The organism is Rhizobium sp. FG96 (assembly GCF_057808655.1).
Genome location: NZ_JBMDIL010000004.1, coordinates 266613 through 283975 on the forward strand (window position 1 = coordinate 266613; position 17363 = coordinate 283975).

A 17363-nucleotide genomic window follows, 5' to 3' on the forward strand; every position below is an offset into this window, starting at 1 on the left:
CCGAGATCTCAGCCCCAGAGCGCCTTGCGAACGTTTTCAGGCCATTCCTTCACGTCGAGACCGTGGTGATGGAAGAGCGCGAGCGCGATGCGTTCAAGACCGAAGCCGACGCAGGCCGTATGCGCGACGCTGCCGTCTTCGAGGTTCAGGCCCCACTTCAGACCAAACGAGTCCTGATGGTAGTTGAAGCTCATGCAGGCCGTTGGATTGGCGGTCGAGGTGATCGGGATCAGCAGCTCGAACTTAAGATTCTGGTCACGCTGGTTGTTGACCATCATCTTGCCGGCGCGGCCGAAGAACGGGTCGTTGGCGACATCGATGACGACGTCGAGGCCGACCTGCTTCATCATCTCAACGCCGCGATCCATCCAGCGCTGGCGGAATTCCGTCACGTTGGCTTCCGTGCCCATGCAGACATATTCGCGCATGCGAAACAGCTGCTGGCGTGCCGGATCCTTGGAAGGCTCGTGTCGGAAGCAGTAGGACTGCAGATCGTAGAGACCGCCATTGGCCGGCAGATTGCCGCGCTTGGCGATCGTCGGATAAAGCGGATAGCAGGCTGCCGGCGTCAGCACGATTTCGGTCGCTTCCTGGCCCTTGGTCCAGTCGTCACCGACTTCCATGCATTGCAGCAGGTTCATGTGGTCGAGCTCGGCGCCGCAGAAGCTGTGCACGGTACCGGCCAGCTGCGGGAAGCTCTTCATGTAGCCGCTCTTTTCAAAGATCGCCCGGTTCATGCCCGGCGGAAAGCGCATCGCCTCCGCGCCATCGGCGCCACCGAACTTGTCGATCAGCCGCTCGAAGGCGGTGATCACGTCTTCGAACTGGCCGCTGCGGCCGTAAAGACCATCAACGCCGGTATCGATCAGCAGGCCGGATTCGAAAAGCCGGTCCAGAAACGAGGTCTGCATATCCATGTGAGTCACCCCAGTAGGCTAGTGTCCTGCTTGTGGACGAGAAGCATGCTCGACGTGTTGCCGAGGATGCGGTCATTCGAGATCATGAGCTGCGCGGAATGCGCGTCTCGCAGATGGCGGCCGACGCTGAAGGGCGTGCCGTTCTTGTAGCCCATGATGCCGCAGATCAGCATGACGTGGTTGACGATCTCCAGGATCGTTTCCGACGAGGCGATCTTCACGTTGTTCATGGCGACGGCAAAGCCCATCGACGACAGCTTGTCGGGATCGGCCTTGGCGTCCTCATAGGCCTTGAGGCCCGCAACGACATTGGACTTGACCATCTGCAGAAGGTTGGAAACTTCCGCGAGCCGCAGCGCGCCTGGGGGCGGGGCGCCTGGAGATTTGCGCGCAGCAGCGCGCACGAAAGATTGAGCGCGCGAGACAGCATCGACGGCGATACCATACCAGACGCCGCTCCAGAGGAGGTGCGAGGAGGCAAGCATCGACTGCGCCGCGATCTCGGCAAACGGCTTCGGCAGGATCTGGACCGCCGGCGCCTCGCCCTTGAACAGGAAACCGTCCGAGCAGGTGCCGCGCATGCCGAGCGTGTTCCAGACGTGGGTCCGCTCGATCGTGTACTGATCCTTGGTGAAAGCCGTCAGAACCTGGTCGGAGGAGGCGGCTTCCGGATTGCTGCGCGAGGTAATCAGGATCGCATCGGCATGCGAGCCGTAAGAGATGACGGTCGCGTCCTTTTCGAGGCGGCAGATACCGTCGCAGACCTCGATGGCGCAGATGCTGTTGCGCAGGTTGCCGCCGATGCCGCCTTCCGTCGTCGCCGAGGCGATCAGCAGCTGTTCGGCAGCAAGCCGCTGCATGAAGCCCGCATGCCATTCGCTTTCGGTGCCGTGTTCCACCAGGCTCGAAAGCTTGATGTGATGCATGGCGAAGACCATGGCGCTTGCGGCACAGGCCTGGCCAAGAATGGAGCAGAGTTCGGCGATTTCGGTCGTCGTCGCACCCTCGCCACCGAGATGGCGGGGGACCTGGATGCCGAGCAACCGCTCAGCCTTCATCGCATCGACAGCTTCGCGCGGGAAGCGGCCTTCCGCATCGACCGTATCGGCGTGCTTGGCAGCGATCTCGGCGACGCGCGCGGCCCGTGCCGCAAAACTCTCTTCGGCAATCTTGACCTGGAAGTTCATCAGGCGACCTTCCGGCTATCCTTGATCTGATCGACGGTCTTCTCGATCGCCGAAATGCTGGCGAAGGATTTGCGGTTGAGCAGATTGTCGGGGAACTCGATGTCGAAGGCTTCTTCGATGCCCAGCATCAGCTGCACGGAGGCGAAGGACGTAAGACCCGCCGCATAGAGATCGGCATCATCGGCGATCTGGTCGACCGCCACCGGAAGCTTGCCGAACTTGGCTATAAGGTCGCGGATTGTCGTGTTCATCCTAGCATCTCCAAGATTGTCATGATCCTGAGCAGGCAGTCATCGCCTAAATCATGAGCGTTCTTTTAGGCCGGAAAAAACAACATTCCGCTAATTGGTCTGGTTAAATATGAGCAAGGTTCATACTTAAAGTTTTATCGGATATTCGAAAGCGGTCGATGTTTTATATTTGATTTCAGCGGTTTGCGGTAACGATCTGCCGAAATACCCGAAATTGGCGTTCAAGCCTGCAGTGCAGAAATGAAACGCAAAACCGTCAACCCACCGGCGGATAGACGTGTTCGCCGCCGCGATAATCCGAGACCGAAAAGCAGCCGTCCGCCGTCTTGCGCAACCCGCTCTCCGAGATCACCGTCTTGCCGTGGCCGCCGGGGATATCGAGAATATAGGCCGGCTGGCAGAGCCCGGAGATGCGCCCGCGCAAGGCGGCGACGATCTTTTGGCCCTCTTCGATCGAGAGCCGGAAATGGCTGGTGCCCGGCGCGAGATCGGGATGATGCAGGTAATAGGGCTTGATGCGGTTCTCGACGAACCGCTTCATCAGGTCGGCAAGCACGGCCGGATCGTCGTTGACACCCTTCAGCAGCACCGACTGGCTGATCATGACGATCCCGGCATCGACGAGGCGGGCGCAGGCAGCGCGGGCCTCGTCGGTGAATTCACGCGGATGGTTCGCATGCAGCGCGACATAGACGGTCTTGCCACTCGCCTTCAGCGCCGCAATCAGCGCCGCATCGATCTTGCGCGGCTCGACGACCGGAACGCGGGTATGGAAACGGACGATCTTGACGTAATCGATCGTCGCCAGTTCCCGCATGATCTCTTCGAGGCGCCGCGGCGACAGGATCAGCGGATCGCCACCCGTCAGAATGACTTCCCAGATTTCATCGTGCTGGCGGATATAATCGAAGGCGGCCTTCATCGCCTCCGGCTCCAGCGTGCCCAGTCCCTGAGGGCCGACCATTTCGCGGCGGAAGCAGAAGCGGCAATAGACCGGGCAGACATGCACGGCCTTCAGCAGCACGCGATCCGGATAGCGATGGACGATGCCCTCGACAGGGCTATGCGCGATATCGCCGATCGGGTCGGCGCGCTCTTCCGGCAGAATCCGCAATTCGTCGCCGACAGGTACGAACTGGCGCGCGATCGGATCGGCCGGATCATCGCGATCGATCAACGCCGCGACTGAAGGCGTCAGCGCGATCGCATAGCGGGCCGCGACCTCTTCGAGGGCCAACCGGTCGCCCTCGGCGATCAGGCCGGCGTTCGACAGGTCATCGACGCTCTTGATCGGCCGGACGATATTCATCGGCCATACTCCGCGACAGGCGCCCAGAGCACCTGATCAATGCGCGTGGCACCCGTCGCCAGCATCACCAGCCGGTCGAAGCCGAGCGCGATACCGCTTGCCTCCGGCATGATCTGCAACGCGTCGAGAAAATCCTCGTCCAGCGGATAGCGCTCGCCATAGATGCGCGCCTTCTCGGCCATCTCGATCTCGAAACGGCGGCGCTGCTCGGCAGCGTTGGTCAGTTCGCCGAAACCATTGGCGAGCTCGACTCCGCAGGCATAGACCTCGAAGCGCTCGGCAACCCTGGGATCGCCGGCCGAGGGTCGCGCCAATGCAGCTTCCGAAACCGGATATTCGTCGAGAATGGTGATGCGGCCGAAGCCGAGATGCGGCTCGATCTTTTCGACCAGCGCCCGGCTGAAGAGATCGGCCCAGCCATCGTCCTCTGCAACGCGCAGGCCGTTGCGGCGCAACTCGGCCGCCAGATGCTCGCGATCGGTCGAACCATCGGTGGCGACGGAGGCGAGCAGATCGATGCCGGCGTAGCGATCGAAAGCCTCGGCAACGGAAATCCGTTCCGGCCCGGCAAAGGGATCGGCCTCGGCGCCGCGATAGGTGAGCTTGGATGCCTTGACGGTCTCGGCAGCGAGCGCGGCCATCCGCACGCAGTCCATCATCAGCGTCTCGTAGCTCTCGCCCGCCCGGTACCATTCCAGCATGGTGAATTCAGGGTGGTGCAGCGGCCCGCGCTCGCGGTTGCGATAGACATGCGCGAAGCAGGCAATGCGCTGCTCGCCGGCCGAGAGCAGCTTCTTGCAGGCAAATTCCGGCGACGTGTGCAGATAGAAAGGTGCGGGCTGCCCGTCGGTCGTCAGCGCTTCCGTCGCGAAGGCATGAAGATGCGCCTCGTTGCCGGGGGAGACCTGTAGAGCCGATGTATCGACTTCGATGAAGTCTTCTTTGGCGAAGTAAAGACGCAGAGCCGCCTGGATCGCATTGCGCCCGATCAGGAACGGGCGGCGATCCGCATGAACATCAGGCGTCCACCAGGGCGAGGCTTTGGCGCTCGTCAGGGTCATTCTCCGCTTCTTCACTGCAAGGACCAACGCGAGGGCTGGCTTTTCACCGGATTTTACGTTAGTTGCCGCCCCAAAGGAAAATCAATCGCGTCTCCGGGGCTATTGCGACAGTCCTCTACGACGCCGAAGCCTGAGTTACAAGGAAGTCTTATGGTCAAGGTCATCGCCTCCTCCGTCCGCAAGGGCAACGTTCTCGAAGTGGAAGGCAAGCTCTACGTCGTTCTCACTGCCAACAACTTCCACCCGGGCAAGGGCACGCCGGTCACGCAGGTTGACATGCGCCGCATCGTCGATGGCGTGAAGGTGTCCGAGCGCTGGCGCACGACCGAACAGGTCGAGCGCGCTTTCGTCGAAGACGTCAACTTCCAGTTCCTCTATGAAGACGGCGAAGGCTTCCACTTCATGAACCCGCAGACCTATGACCAGGTCGTCGTCGATGTCGAAACGATGGGTGACCAGAAGGCCTATCTGCAGGAAGGCATGACCTGCATCCTGTCGATTCACGAAGGGATCCCGCTGGCGCTCGAGCTGCCGCGTCACGTCACGCTGGAAATCACCGAGACCGAGCCAGTCGTCAAGGGTCAGACGGCCTCTTCGTCCTACAAGCCGGCAATGCTCTCGAACGGCGTTCGCACGATGGTTCCGCCGCATATCGATGCCGGCACCCGCGTCGTCATCGCGACGGAAGACAATTCCTACGTCGAGCGCGCCAAGAACTGATTGGCCCTCAGGGACCGAACAAAAAAGCCGGCGAAGACGCCGGCTTTTTTCGTTTCAGAGATGCGGATTGCGCGGCCGGTAGCGCTTGACCAGCCGCTGATTGACATCGGCGGCACCTGGCATGTTGGCGCTGAGATAGACAGGCGCATCGCCGGCTTTCGCGAGCTCCGAGGCGACCTCGGCGAAGATGGCATTGAGAACCGTCACACCGATCGCCGTCGAAACCGGGCCGACCTTCAGGCCGCTGCCTTCGATCTCGATCACCGCATCGCCGGGTGGCAAGCCGTTGTCGAGGACGATATCGGCGACGTCGGCCAGGCGGCGGCGGCCATTGGCAATGGCGCTCGAATACTCGACCGAGGTGATGGCGATCACCTTGGCGCCGATCTCATGGCCATAATCCGCCGCCTCTATCGGTGCGGCATTCACGCCCGAGTTTGACGCGATGATGATCACGTCGCCGGATTGCATGCCGTATCGCTCCAGAACCGGCCGCACCAGACCCTGCGTCCGCTCGTAGACCGAGCTGATGACAGCCCCCTCATGCAGCATTGCCGAACCGACGAGAACGGGCACGGTAAAGGCGAGACCACCTGCGCGGTAATGGACCTCTTCGGCCAGCATATGCGAATGGCCGGTGCCGAAGACATAGACGCGCCGGTCATGGCGTGCCGCGTCCAGAATAGCCGCCGCAGCCTGTTGCATCGGATCGTCAAGAGCGGACTGCAGCTTGCCGAGACGGGCGATCAGGTTGGAGAAATAGGCGTCGGTAATCGCCGTCATCGCTACTTCCTCTCGCCCAAGATCCAGGCCGCCGTCACTTCGGTCTTGTCGTTGAGGTGGACCACATCGGCGCGGTATCCCGGCAGAAGCTGTCCATAGCCTTCGAGGCGCAGGAAGCGGGCCGGATAGAGTGTCGCCATCCTCAGCGCTTCCGCCAGCGTCAGGTCGAGATAGGTCGTGCAGTAGCGGATGCTGGAGGCCATATCGACGTCCGAGCCGGCCAGCGTGCCGTCGGCCAGAACCACCTTGGAGCAGAAGCTGCCGCTCTCGCGATGGACCGTGCGGCCATTCAGCGTGAAGCTATCCTTGTCGGAACCGACAAGCGACATCGCATCGCTGACCAGAAACAGCTTGCCCTCGCCGCGCTTGGCACGAAGCGCCGTGCGCAGGGCCTTCGGATCGACATGGTGACCGTCGGCAATCACGCCGCACCAGGTCGCCGGATGATCGATCGCCGCGCCGACGAGGCCAGGTGCGCGATGGCCCATCTGGCTCATGGCGTTGAAGAGATGCGTGACGCCGCGGGCACCGGCATCGAAACGCTCTTCGGCCTGCTCGCTGGTGCAGTCGGAATGGCCGATGCTGACGGTGACGCCTGCTTCGGCGAGTTCCTGCACCTGCTTCACGGAAACCTGCTCCGCCGCCATGGTAACCAGCAGCGTACCGATCGCCTCGCGTGCCGCGATGAACGCCTTGACGTCGCTGTCTTCGACCGGCCGCATCAGCGAGGCGAGATGCGCACCCTTGCGGGCCGGCGCCAGATGCGGGCCTTCCAGATGCAGACCGGCGACGCCGCGGTTGGTCTTCACGGCGTCCTTGGCTGCCTCGATCGCCGCTTTGGTCGCATCGGCCGTATCGGTGATCAGCGTCGGCAGCAGCGCCGTCGTGCCGTAACGGCGGTGACCGTCGGCGATGATATACATCGAGCCAGCCGAAGGCTCGTCATTCAGCATCCGGCCGCCGCCGCCATTCACCTGCGCGTCGATGAACCCGGCGGAGAGAACGCCGCCGTCGAGCACGATCCGCTCGCCTTCGGGCAGATCGTTGAGCGCAGCGATCGTCTCGATGCGCCCATCGGAAACGATGAGCGCCCGCTCGTCATGAAAGCGCTCGCCATCGAAGATGCGCGCGCCGGTGAAAATCTTCCGGGACATCAGACGGTCTCCGTGACCTTGAGCAGGTTTGCCGGCTTGTCAGGATCAAAACCCTTGCGGCGGGTAACAGACTCGATCAGGCGATAGTAGACGAGGAGCGAGACGAGCGGATCGAGCAGACCGTTGCCTGTCGTCGGCACACGCAGGTTGACGCCGGCAAGCGGCTGCGCCGAGAACGGAACCGTCGTCGCGCCGAGCTTCTGCAGGCGCTCCAGCGCCTGGACGTTATTGGCATAGGCGGCATCATCAGGCGCGAAGGCAACGATCGGGAAGCCCGGCTGCACGAGGCGCATAGGGCCGTGCATCAACTCGGCAAGCGAGAAAGCCTCGGCATGCAGGCCGGAGGTTTCCTTGGCCTTGAGCGCGGCTTCGAGCGCAATCGCGAAAGCCGGACCGCGGCCTGCCGTATAGAGCGAGCTCGCGTTGAAGAGCACGTCTTCGGCAGCGGCAGTATCGATGCCGGAAGTCGCAGACAGCGCCTCCGGAAGCTTCTGCAGGGCAGCCTGAAGATCGGTCTTGCCGCCGATTGCAGCGGTAACACCAGCCAGTGCGGCAACGGAAGCGATGAACGACTTGGTCGCTGCGACGCTCTTCTCGGGTCCGGCATTCAGGCCAAGCACGATATCGGCCTGATTGCCGAGCGGGCTGTCGGTGACGTTGACGACGGCGATCGTCGTTGCGCCACCCTTCTTGGCTGCTTCCTGCAGGGCGACGATGTCAGGGCTGGCGCCCGACTGCGAAACCGTGAAGTGAATGCCACCCTTCAGATGCAGCGGCGCGCCATAGACCGAAGCGATCGACGGACCGACCGATGCGACCGGTACGCCGCAGCTGATCTCGAAAAGATATTTGAAGAAGGTCGCGGCATGGTCGGAGGACCCGCGCGCTGCCGTCGTCACCACGCTCGGCCGGGCCGAGGAGAACAGCTTGGCGATCTCCGCGAATGCCGGCTTTTCCTTTTCGAGGAGGGTCGCCACCACGTCCGGCGATTGACCCGCCTCCTGCAACATCAGCGACTTGTTCTCACTCATAGCTCATCTCCAATTCTCAATTCTGCAACAAAATCATATGCATCGCCACGATAGTGCGAGCGGGTATATTCAACGACGCGCTGGTCTTCCAGGCGGGAAATCCGCTCGATCAGCAGCGCAGGCGCACCGGCCTTGACGTTCAGCATCGCGGCCGAAGAAGGGTCGAGCGTCACCGCCGTCAGACGCTGCAGCGCCCGCACCGGCTTGTGTCCGCTGGCAGCCAGCGCATCGTAAAGCGATCCCTCGCCACCGGCATGCTCGCCGACGAATTTCACCGGAACGACCGCGCGCTCGATCGCGAGCGGCAGGCCATCGGCCAGGCGCAGTCGGTCAAGCCGCAGCACAGGCTCATCCTGACTGAGACCTAGGAGAAAGGATTCTTCCGGCGAGGGCTGGTTGATCTGTCTCGACAGAATTTTTGCAGCGGGCGAACGCCCGCGCGAGCGCATATCGGCCGAGAAGGAGGAGAGACGCCAGAGCGGCTGCTCCATGCGTTCGACCCGCGCCGAGACGAACGTGCCGCTGCCATGGCGCGATTCCAGCGCACCCGATGACATCAGGTCGCGATAGGCGGTTCTGACGGTGACACGGCCGAGCTTCAGCGCTTCGGCAAGATCACGTTCGCCGGGCAATGCCGCGCCGGGCTTCAGGAGTCCTTCCTGAATGAGACCGGTCAAGGCCAGCGCCAGCCGCTTGTAAAGCGGGCCGGTGGACGCCTCGTCGCGCAGTCCGCGCGCATTCAGCTCTGCTATCAGACTGGTTCTATCCATGGAAAGTGATTAGAACCTATTTAGAACCACTCTTCAAGATGAATCTACGCCGAAAACACAAAACCCTCGTGACGGGGTCACGAGGGTTTCGAAAACGGCGATAGTGAAGTGGCTTAGCTCTTGCTGAAGATGTAGTCCGTTTCCTGACGCAGCACCTCACCCGGCCGCAGCACGGCATTGGGGAAGCCCTCGTGATTGATCGCATCGGGCCAGACCTGCGTTTCCAGGCAGAAACCGGCAAACGGGCCATACTTGCGGCCATCGAGACCCGGCACCGCGACATTGAGCTTGAAGCCGGCATAGAACTGCACGCCGGGCTCGGTCGTGCGTACTTCCAGCGACACGCCGGAATTGACGCTACGCGCCAGCACGACAGAGCGCTTGGCGACACGATCCTTCGACAGGCAGAAATTATGGTCGTAGAGCGCCTGCTCGGAGCCCTCGAAACGCTTCATCGAGGTCATTTCGCGGAAGTCGAAGGCGGTGCCGTCGACCGGGCGCAGCTCGCCGGTCGGGATCTGCCGCTCGTCGGTCGGCAGATAATGGTCGGCGGCGATCATGATGTCGTGGCCGAGTGCATCGTCGCGGCCATCGAGATTGAAATAGGCGTGCTGGCAGACATTGGCGAGCGTCGGCTGATCCGAGGTCGATTCATAGACGATCGAGAACTCGCCGTTGCCATGGACCCGGTATGTCGCCTGGATCGTGCAATTACCGGGATAGCCGGCGCGGCCATCGGGATCGACGATCTTCAGCACGACGCGATCAACATCATGCTCGACGATCGTCCAGTTGCGCTTGGCGATATTGTCGCTGCCGCCATGCAGATGCGATACACCCTTCTCGTTGAGTTCCAGTTGGTGAGCCTTGCCGTCGAGCGTGAACTTGCCGCCGCCGATACGGTTGGCGCAGCGGCCGGGCGTCGCGCCGAAATAGGAGGAATAGGCCGGATAGTCGGCGAAATTGTCGAAGCCGAGCAACAGCGGAGCCTCATGGCCATCGAGCCGCAGATCCTGGATGACCGCGCCCCAGGTCATGATCTTGGCCGTCAGACCGCCGCCCTTGATCTCGACGCGATAGACGGTCTCGCCATCCTTCGTCGTTCCGAAAACTTCTCGCTTCAGCTGTTCAGCCATCTATCCATCGTCCTGAAATCTGTTCGCTTTCCGGCAGCGAACCTGCCCCCATTTTCCGCGAACCGCAACTGCCAAAGGCAAAAAAGAAGCGCCGCGGCATCAAGGCCAGCGGCGCAACGTCAACAGATTGATAAGCCCTCAGATTTTCGTCCCGATCTCGCTGAGCTCGTAGGGCGTCGTCTGGTAGATTTCATTGATCCAGTTGCCGAAGAGCAGATGCGCGTGGCTGCGCCATCGGTTCTGCGGCTGAAGGGCTGGATCGTTATGCGGGAAATAGTTATGCGGCATCTTGATCGGCACGCCGGCATTCACGTCGCGGAAATACTCGTCCGACAATGACGTCGAGTCATATTCGACGTGATTGAAGATATAGAGCCGCTTGGCCGCTTCTTCCTGAACGAGGCAGACGCCCATCTCGTTCGATTCCATCAGGATTTCCAGACCCGATGCCTTTTCGATATCGGCGCGGCGAACCTCGGTCCAGCGGGAGACCGGGATTTCGAAATTGTCGGAGAAACCGTTGAGATAGACGGAAGAGGGTTTTAGGTTCTTGTGGCGATAGACGCCGAACGCCTTTTCCGTCAGCTCGTGCTTCGGAACACCGTGGAAATGATAGATCGCCGCCATGGCGCCCCAGCAGACATTCATCGTCGAATGCACGTTGGTGCGCGTCCATTCAAAGATGTCCTGCATCTCCTTCCAATAGGTGACGTCTTCATAGGGCATCAGCTCGATCGGCGCGCCGGTGATGATGAAACCGTCGAATTTGCGGTGCTTCACTTCTTCCCAGGTCTGGTAGAAGGCGAGCAGATGGTCTTCGGAGGTGTTCTTGGCCTTGTGATTGCCGATGCGCACCAGCGAGAACTCGACCTGCAGCGGCGAGGCGCCGACGAGGCGCGCCATCTGCACCTCGGTCTTGATCTTGTTCGGCATGAGATTGAGAAGCCCGATCTGCAGCGGACGGATATCCTGGCGGATAGCCATCGTTTCGGTCATCACCCGAACCCCCTCCTGAACGAGGGTTTCGAAAGCGGGGAGCGTGTCAGGAATCTTGATGGGCATCGCATTCACTCGATCGAACAGAACAACCGGCAAATAAAAAACCGGCAACGAAAGAATCGCTACCGGTCCGCACGCGGCCCTTTAGCGACTTATTTAACGTGGCTGCAAGCCGGCCGGCCAAATCACCACGAGGTCTCCTAGATAGCGCTGACAGCGGCGCGAATCAATGAGGATTCGCATGTGGCGCCTTGGCGCAAGGTAACTCACGCATTAATGACTGGTAGAATCTGTTGATGGACAGTGCGCGCTACCATGTTAATCAGGGGCGATGCTGTACGGGAATGCGTGATGACGGACGACGCCAAAGGCGCGGCTGGCGGTCAGCGGCAAGACCGGGTCGGATATGACCTGAGCCTCGGCTACCGCCTTAAATTGATGTTTCAGGCTTTCTGGGCCTCCAAGGTGCGCGGCAAGATCCTGTCGCTCGCGGCGATTCTGCTCGCCGTCATCCTGGCGACGGCCTATGGCCAGGTGGTCCTGAACCGCTGGAATGCCCCCTTCTACGATTCGCTGCAGCGGCGCGATGTCACCGAATTCTTCCGCCAGCTGCAGGTCTTCGGCCTGATCGCCGGCTCTCTCCTGCTGCTCAATGTCGGCCAGGCATGGCTGAACCAGATGACCGCGCTCTACATGCGCGAGGGCCTGACACGCGATCTCGTCGATCAATGGCTGAAGCGCAAGCGAGCCCTTCGGCTGGCCTCGAGCGGCCTGATCGGCGTCAATCCCGACCAGCGCCTGCATGAAGACGCGCGCAACCTGGCGGAAAGCACCACCGGCCTCGTTCTTGGCCTCATCCAGTCCACCATCCTGCTCGTCAGCTTCATCGGCGTTCTCTGGGAACTGTCGAGCGGCTTTGTCTTCCACTTCAGCACCTATTCCTTCGCCATCCCCGGCTACATGGTCTGGGCGGCGGTCTTCTATGCCGCCTCGGCATCGATCCTCAGCCAGATCGTCGGCCGCAAGCTGGTGCCGATCAATGCCGAGCGCTTCTCGAAGGAAGCCGAGCTACGTTTCTCGCTGATGCATGCAAACGAGAACATGCCGGCGATCACCGTTGCCAAGGGCGAGGAAAACGAGCGCCAGCGCATCAATATCGATATCAGTACCGTTCTCGCCGTCCTGAAGCGGCTGACGATGGCGAATACCAATCTCACCTGGGTCTCTGCCGGCTATGGCTGGCTGGTCATCGTTATCCCGATCATCGTCGCTGCCCCTGCCTATTTCTCCGGCGGCCTGACCTTCGGTGAGCTGATGATGTCGGTCGGCGCCTTCAACCAGGTCAATACGGCGCTGCGCTGGTACGTCGCCAATTTCGGCCCGATCGCCGAATGGCGCGCAACGCTGAACCGCGTCACCGATTTCCGACATGCGCTTCAGCACATGGATGACGCGATGAACCCGAAGAATGTCATCGCCTATGAGGATACCGCCGCCGACAGGCTTGTGATGAAGAACGTGACGATCGCAGCAAAGCTCGGCGAGGAAGTCGACCAGTGCGGCGGCTTCCGTGTGCACGAGCCTGACGTCACGCTGAAGGCCGGCGAGAAGGTGATGATCAACGGCGATCACAACGTCAATCGCAAGCTGCTGTTCCAGGCAATGGCCGGTCTGTGGCCCTGCGGCAGCGGCACCATGGGCCTGCCGCCATCCGACGACATGCTGTTCATCCCGCAGGTCGCCTATATCCCCGGCGGCACGCTGCGCGAGGCGCTCTGCTTCCCCGAACCTGCCGGTTCCTACAAGAACGAGGATATCGAGGCTGCTATGGAGAAGGCCGGGCTGCGTCAGCTCATCGGCCGTCTCGATACGCGTGCGCGCTGGGACAAGGTGCTGGATTCCGACGAGCAAAAGGCCATCGGCTTTGCCCGGCTCCTACTGGTGCGGCCGCGCTGGGTCGTATTCGACGAAGTGCTCGAAGGTCTCGAACCGGAATGGCAGACGACGCTGACCAACCTGCTGACGGCGCTGCCGGACACGGCGATGATCTATATCGGCCGCTCCGAGACCTATATGGAAGTGCTGAAGCCGCGGGTGCTGCATCTGGAAGCGATCGCTTCCAAGACAGAAGAACCCGCACCGCCGAAAGCCGGCACCGGCCGCCCGGCGGCGGCTCCGGTGCTCTAGCAATCATTACATCGGCTGGACGCCGCTGAGTCCAACGGAAACCTGCTTGGACGAAACGCTGCCATCGGCAGCCTTCTCGGCCGTGACGATGACGGCGGCACCTGGCTTCAGATCATCCTTGGTCGCCGACGCAATGGTTACGATCTGTGTGCCATCGGGAATGGCGATCGTCTTTTCCTTGCCCTGATAGGTGAGCGTGATCGTCTTGCCGTTGACCGCCTTGACGGAGGTGCTGACCGTTGCATTGGTCATCTCGGTATTCGGCTTGGCATCCCATGGACGATTGCCCTCGCCGGTGCCCTTCATCGAGGCCGGGAAAATCATCACCTGCAGCGCATCGTTCGGACCGCTGCCCTTCGGCATCGAGCCGACACCGACGAAATCACCCGGCTTGATATCGTCGACGGATGCCCGCTGGATGCCGCCGACCTTGTAGCCGGATTGCATGGCGATCGACTGATCGCTGCCGTCGCGGGTCTTGATCGTCAGCGTATCGCCAGTCAGGCTTTCGACGGTGCCGCGGATGCGCATACGCTGGGTGTCGTCGGCATGGCTGGATTGGACGGCGGAAAAACTGATGGCTGCGGCGGCGAGCGCCGTCAGAAATGCGGAAGAGGACTTGCGAGACATATGACTATTCCTTGTCGCCACGATAGCAGGCATATCCCCGGCTGCCGTGGCGGACTCTAGGGCCGCACCCGGCAACCGGCGAATCAAGGAAACGTGAAATCACCAGAACGGCTACGTTTTAGCCTTCAAGCTCTTCCCTGAGCATCTCCAGCTCAAGCCATTCCTCTTCCATCTTGGTCAGGCTGTCGCGCAGCTTTTCCATCTCGGCAGCAAGCTTGTCGAAGGTCTTGCGATCCTTGGTGAAGAGGTTGGGATCGGCCATCTTCTCTTCGCGCTTGGCGATCTCGGCCTCGGCCTTTGCCATTTCCTTTGGCAGATTTTCCAGCGCGAATTTCTGCTTGAAGGAAAGCTTGCCTTTGCCTTTCGGCGCCTCGGCAGCAGGCGAAGCCTCCGCCTTTGCCTTCTCGGCAGCCTTCTCCGCCTTACGCCGCTCCTCCAGCGCGCCTTTGCGCTGCGCCATCATGTCGGAATAGCCACCGGCATATTCGATCCAGCGGCCATCGGGCGCATCCGGAACGGCAGGCGCGATCGTTGACGTCACGGTGCGGTCCAGGAAATCACGATCGTGGCTGACGAGAATGACCGTGCCCGGAAAGCCGGCAACGATTTCCTGCAACAGGTCGAGCGTTTCGATATCCAGGTCGTTGGTCGGTTCGTCTAGGATCAAGAGGTTCGTCGGCCGCGATAGAATCCGCGCCAGCATCAGACGCGCACGTTCGCCGCCGGAGAGATTCTTGATCGGCGTGCGCGCCTGCTCCGGCTGAAACAGAAATTCCTTCATGTAGCCGGTGACATGCCGCTGCTCGCCATTGACCAGCAGGTTTTCGCCGCGGCCATCCGTCAGATAATTAGCCAGCGTATCTTCGGGATTGAGCTCCTCTCGTTTCTGGTCGAGCGTCGCGATTTCCAGATTGGTGCCGAGCTTCACGGTTCCGCTATCGGGCTCCAGTTGCCCGGTCAGCATCTTCAAGAGCGTCGTCTTGCCGGCGCCGTTGGGGCCGACAAGACCGATGCAATCGCCACGATGAACGCGGATCGAGAAAGGCGTCACGATCGGCCGGTCGCCATAAGTCTTGGTGATCTTCTCGGCTTCGATGACCAGCTTGCCGGATTCCTGTGCATCAGAAACCGTGGCCTGCACCGTGCCCTGCGGACCCTTGTGGCCGCGATATTGCGAGCGCATCGTCTGCAATTCGCCGAGGCGGCGCATGTTGCGCTTGCGGCGCGCGGTGACGCCGTAGCGCAGCCAATGCTCTTCGCGCTCGATCGCCTTGCCGAGCTTGTGCTGCTCCAGCTCTTCGGCTTCGAGAACCTGATCGCGCCAGGCTTCGAAATGGCCGAAGCCGCGATCCAGCCGCCGCGAGGTGCCGCGATCGAGCCAGACAGTCGCGGTCGAGACCTTTTCGAGGAAACGGCGGTCATGCGAGATCAGAACCAGGGCGCTCCGAGTCTTCTGCAGCTCGCCTTCCAGCCATTCGATGGTCGGCAGGTCGAGATGGTTGGTGGGCTCGTCGAGCAGCAGGATATCCGGCTCCGGCGCCATGACGCGGGCAAGGGCCGCGCGGCGGGCTTCACCGCCCGAAAGGTTCTTCGGGTCTTCCTCGCCGGTCAGGCCGAGATGCGATAGCAGATACGTGACACGATAGGGATCGTCGCCCGGCCCGAGCCCGGCTTCGGCATAGGCCTGCACGGTCGAGAAGCCGACGAAATCTGGTGCCTGTTCCAGATAACGCACGGTCGAGGACGGATGACGGAACACGTCGCCGGACTGCGCCTCGGCAATGCCGGCGGCGATCTTCAGCAGTGTCGACTTGCCGGAACCATTGCGGCCGACGAGGCAGATCTTGTCGCCGGGCTCCACCTGCAGGCTTGCGCCCGCCAGCAACGGCGTGCCGCCGAAGCTCAGGAAGATGTCGTCCAGTTTGAGAATGGGAGGCGCCAAGAATCAGACTCCGGAAAGATCATAAGGGCGGGCAAGGATGATCGCGCGGCCGCTGCCGAGCGTGAAACGAACCTTGCCTTCCGCCACATTGGAAATGGTACGCGATGAGCCGAAGGGTAAATGGAAATCCGAGAGCGGATAGCGGGCGTTCTCGATGAAGAGCCCACGCAGTTCGCTGAACCCGGGAACTGAAAACAGGCTGTTCTTCGGCAGATCGAGCTCGATGGTTCCGGCAAGAAGCGGAACCGCTTCCTCCACCCCGGAGGTGAGCAGCAGGTCGAAACCCTCTTCTGCCAGGCTGACGGCGTAAAGCAGATGCTGAAGCGCATGGTCGGAGCGCTCGCCCGCCAGGGCACCGGCAAGGATCAAGCGTTCTGCCCCACGCGCAATGGCTTCAGACACGGCGATCTCGCCATCCGTCGAGGCTTTGGCGGCCGGGTAGGGCTGCTTCGGTACATCGGGAAAGGCGCCTTCGAGATCAGGCGCCGTGGAATCGAAATCGCCCACCCAGAGCTCCGGCACGACGCCGAGCTCGGCCGCATGCCGCATACCGCCATCGGCCGCGATGAAGCGGCTACCGGCAACGGCGCTGCGCAGCCGTTCCGTCGGCGTCAGCTCGCCGCCAAGCAGGATGGTGAAGGTGGTTTCCGTCATGGGCATTGCCCATAGCGCAAAGCAGGGGTCGAGGGAAAGGGGCAGCGCTCAGCCGGGCGTACCCTTGTCGCGCCGTTCGAAGGCTTTTTCATAGCCGTCGATGAAGCGCTCATAGAGTGCGGCGAAGGCATCGACGTCTTTTTCGCTCCATCCGTCGAGGATTTCGCCGATCAGCGCCATCTTCTGCGCACGGATTTCGGCAAGCAGCCGCTGGCCGATCGGCGTCATCACCACGACGATCCGGCGCGCATCGGCCTGCGATGCCGCACGGCGAAGAATGTTGCGGCTGACCATGTCGGCAACCACGCGGCTGGCGCGTGACGGATCGATGCGCAGCATCTCCGCGATCGTCCCGACCGTCACTTCCTCCGCCGGCTGCGCGCGGCGTACGGCATCGAGCACATCGAGATGCGAAAGTTCGAGATCCGGCGCGACGCTCTGGATCGCAAGACGCCCGATCAGCCTGCGGCCCGTCATGAGCTTCATGCGGGTCATGCTCTGGCCGATGCTCAAGACACTTTCGCTTTCCAGCGACAGGGGATCGAGCTCGTGAATTCGGGCGGGTTTCTCGTTCATGCGGCGAGCATAACAGAAGGCTTACGGGAAGGAAACATGCCTGCGTCATTCAAGTG

17 protein-coding genes and 1 riboswitch are annotated in these 17363 nt (G+C 61.5%); of the genes, 2 read left to right on the top strand and 15 right to left on the bottom strand.

Annotated features, from left to right (window positions below; all coding sequences use genetic code 11):
* Positions 1–8: 8 nt before the first annotated feature.
* The 5 genes from ACODR6_RS09770 to epmA form a co-directional block, all read right to left on the bottom strand.
* Positions 9–917 carry an amino acid--[acyl-carrier-protein] ligase gene (locus tag ACODR6_RS09770; RefSeq protein WP_199627932.1) on the bottom strand — a complete coding sequence of 303 codons (909 nt, stop codon included), beginning with the start codon at positions 915–917 and terminating at the stop codon, positions 9–11.
* Positions 918–922: 5 nt separating this feature from the next.
* Complete coding sequence (locus ACODR6_RS09775) at positions 923–2104, bottom strand: acyl-CoA dehydrogenase family protein (protein WP_489022418.1); 1182 nt, start codon at positions 2102–2104, stop codon at positions 923–925.
* Positions 2104–2355 carry an acyl carrier protein gene (locus ACODR6_RS09780; RefSeq protein WP_112718291.1) on the bottom strand — a complete coding sequence of 84 codons (252 nt, stop codon included), beginning with the start codon at positions 2353–2355 and terminating at the stop codon, positions 2104–2106. Before ACODR6_RS09780 ends, ACODR6_RS09775 begins: the two co-directional genes overlap by 1 nt.
* A gap of 256 nt (positions 2356–2611) precedes the next feature.
* Positions 2612–3664 carry a lysine-2,3-aminomutase-like protein gene (locus ACODR6_RS09785; RefSeq protein WP_489022419.1) on the bottom strand — a complete coding sequence of 351 codons (1053 nt, stop codon included), beginning with the start codon at positions 3662–3664 and terminating at the stop codon, positions 2612–2614.
* Complete coding sequence (epmA, locus tag ACODR6_RS09790; protein ID WP_489022420.1) at positions 3661–4725, bottom strand: EF-P lysine aminoacylase EpmA; 1065 nt, start codon at positions 4723–4725, stop codon at positions 3661–3663. Before epmA ends, ACODR6_RS09785 begins: the two co-directional genes overlap by 4 nt.
* Before the next feature lie 150 nt (positions 4726–4875).
* Here epmA and efp point away from each other — a divergent pair, with 150 nt between their 5' ends.
* Positions 4876–5445 carry an elongation factor P gene (gene efp / locus ACODR6_RS09795; RefSeq protein WP_112718285.1) on the top strand — a complete coding sequence of 190 codons (570 nt, stop codon included), beginning with the start codon at positions 4876–4878 and terminating at the stop codon, positions 5443–5445.
* A 54-nt stretch (positions 5446–5499) separates the two neighbouring features.
* On the opposite strand, the gene ACODR6_RS09800 is transcribed toward efp, so the two are convergent.
* From ACODR6_RS09800 to metA, 6 genes are all read right to left on the bottom strand, one after another.
* Positions 5500–6228 carry an SIS domain-containing protein gene (locus ACODR6_RS09800; RefSeq protein WP_489022421.1) on the bottom strand — a complete coding sequence of 243 codons (729 nt, stop codon included), beginning with the start codon at positions 6226–6228 and terminating at the stop codon, positions 5500–5502.
* Positions 6229–6230: 2 nt separating this feature from the next.
* The gene (gene nagA, locus ACODR6_RS09805; RefSeq protein WP_489022422.1) at positions 6231–7382 is read right to left on the bottom strand and encodes an N-acetylglucosamine-6-phosphate deacetylase; all 1152 of its coding nucleotides are present in this window, start codon (positions 7380–7382) and stop codon (positions 6231–6233) included.
* A complete protein-coding gene (locus ACODR6_RS09810; protein ID WP_413710514.1) occupies positions 7382–8413 on the bottom strand; it encodes an SIS domain-containing protein in 1032 nt (343 codons plus the stop codon). The genes nagA and ACODR6_RS09810 overlap by 1 nt, the downstream gene beginning before the upstream one ends.
* Complete coding sequence (locus ACODR6_RS09815) at positions 8410–9183, bottom strand: GntR family transcriptional regulator (RefSeq protein WP_112718277.1); 774 nt, start codon at positions 9181–9183, stop codon at positions 8410–8412. The genes ACODR6_RS09810 and ACODR6_RS09815 overlap by 4 nt, the downstream gene beginning before the upstream one ends.
* A gap of 113 nt (positions 9184–9296) precedes the next feature.
* Positions 9297–10319: an aldose epimerase family protein gene (locus tag ACODR6_RS09820; protein ID WP_489022423.1), complete on the bottom strand. Its 1023-nt coding sequence runs from the start codon at positions 10317–10319 to the stop codon at positions 9297–9299.
* 138 nt (positions 10320–10457) lie between these two features.
* Positions 10458–11381: a homoserine O-acetyltransferase MetA gene (gene metA, locus ACODR6_RS09825; RefSeq protein ID WP_413710516.1), complete on the bottom strand. Its 924-nt coding sequence runs from the start codon at positions 11379–11381 to the stop codon at positions 10458–10460.
* Between the two features lie 61 nt (positions 11382–11442).
* A riboswitch (SAM riboswitch) is annotated at positions 11443–11520 on the bottom strand.
* 149 nt (positions 11521–11669) lie between these two features.
* Between metA and ACODR6_RS09830 the strand changes: the two genes are divergently transcribed.
* Entirely contained in the window at positions 11670–13505 is a 1836-nt protein-coding gene (locus ACODR6_RS09830; RefSeq protein WP_489022424.1) for an ABC transporter ATP-binding protein/permease, read from the top strand.
* A 6-nt stretch (positions 13506–13511) separates the two neighbouring features.
* On the opposite strand, the gene ACODR6_RS09835 is transcribed toward ACODR6_RS09830, so the two are convergent.
* The 4 genes from ACODR6_RS09835 to ACODR6_RS09850 form a co-directional block, all read right to left on the bottom strand.
* Positions 13512–14135 carry a hypothetical protein gene (locus ACODR6_RS09835; RefSeq protein ID WP_489022425.1) on the bottom strand — a complete coding sequence of 208 codons (624 nt, stop codon included), beginning with the start codon at positions 14133–14135 and terminating at the stop codon, positions 13512–13514.
* A gap of 118 nt (positions 14136–14253) precedes the next feature.
* Positions 14254–16077 carry an ABC-F family ATP-binding cassette domain-containing protein gene (locus tag ACODR6_RS09840; RefSeq protein WP_489022426.1) on the bottom strand — a complete coding sequence of 608 codons (1824 nt, stop codon included), beginning with the start codon at positions 16075–16077 and terminating at the stop codon, positions 14254–14256.
* A gap of 3 nt (positions 16078–16080) precedes the next feature.
* Positions 16081–16737, bottom strand: coding sequence for a thiamine diphosphokinase (locus ACODR6_RS09845; RefSeq protein ID WP_489022427.1), 657 nt, complete (start codon positions 16735–16737; stop codon positions 16081–16083).
* A gap of 42 nt (positions 16738–16779) precedes the next feature.
* On the bottom strand, positions 16780–17307 hold the full coding sequence (locus ACODR6_RS09850; RefSeq protein ID WP_489022428.1) for a MarR family winged helix-turn-helix transcriptional regulator: 528 nt from the start codon (positions 17305–17307) through the stop codon (positions 16780–16782).
* Between the last annotated feature and the right edge of the window lie 56 nt (positions 17308–17363).